Source organism: Micromonospora sp. ALFpr18c (assembly GCF_008868155.1).
Lineage (GTDB): Bacteria > Actinomycetota > Actinomycetes > Mycobacteriales > Micromonosporaceae > Micromonospora.
Genome location: NZ_WBKR01000506.1, coordinates 1 through 441 on the forward strand (window position 1 = coordinate 1; position 441 = coordinate 441).

The window sequence follows — 441 nt, forward strand, 5'->3', positions numbered from 1 at the left end:
CCCGCCTCCCACCGGCGGGAACCTGGCGCTGGGCCGGTCGGCGACCGCGACCAGCACCAACCAGAGCTACACGGCGGCCAACGTGGTGGACGGCAACGCGGCCAGCTACTGGGAGAGCGCCAACAATGCCTTCCCCCAGTCGGTCACCATCGACCTGGGCTCGGCCCGCTCGGTCGACCGGGTGGTGCTCAAGCTGCCCAGCGGTTGGGAGCAACGCACCCAGACCCTGTCGGTGCTCGGCTCCACCGACGGATCGTCGTACGCCACCCTGGCATCGTCGGCCGGACGGGTCTTCAACCCCGGCGCGGGCAACACCGTGTCGATCGGCCTGCCCTCCGGTGACCGCCGCTTCATTCGGGTGACCGTCACCGGCAACACCGGCTGGCCGGCCGCGCAACTCTCCGAGGTCGAGGTGTACGGCGGCACGTCCACCACCCCGCC

At 71.4% G+C, this 441-nt stretch carries 1 protein-coding gene; it reads left to right on the forward strand.

From position 1 onward, the window contains the following. On the forward strand, nucleotides 1-441 hold a 441-nt coding region (locus F8271_RS31860; RefSeq protein ID WP_151493453.1), incomplete at both ends, for a discoidin domain-containing protein.